Here is a 394-nt window from a genome sequence, read left to right as displayed (position 1 = left end):
GGTGTGGGGTGTCCGGTGCGGTGCTGGTGTGCGGGGAACGGTCCGCGGTCGTGGAGGCCTCGGCGCTGTCCGAGGCGGCGGGGGCGGTGGGTACGTGCGCGGTCACCGCGCCGTCTGCCGTGGCGGGGGCATCAGCACCCACCGAGGCAGCACCAGCGGAGGCAGGGGCATCCGCGAGGTCGGCGGCGTTCGTGAGGTCGGCGGCGTCTGCTGTGCTGGTGGCATCTACGCCACCAGCGACGCCTTCGCCCTCGTCCGTGCCCGTGTCGGCGTCGGGGGCGTCGGCGCCCACAGCGCCCTCCGCGCTCCTGCCCGCGACGGCGCTTGTGCCCGTGTCGCGGGGATCGGCCGCCGGGGCCGGGGCCGAGGAATCCCCGGCACGGTGCTGTCTCTT

Annotated in this window: 1 pseudogene; it reads right to left on the bottom strand. The window is 76.1% G+C overall.

The features are described 5' to 3' along the window. Positions 1–292, bottom strand: a pseudogene (locus GVL03_RS22520) (hypothetical protein); the annotation flags it as partial. Positions 293–394 lie beyond the last annotated feature (102 nt).

Source organism: Microbacterium sp. 18062 (assembly GCF_902706225.1).
Taxonomy (GTDB): Bacteria; Actinomycetota; Actinomycetes; order Actinomycetales; family Microbacteriaceae; genus Microbacterium.
The sequence above is the reverse complement of the archived record's forward strand: the minus strand, read 5'-3'. Positions and strand labels throughout refer to the sequence as shown.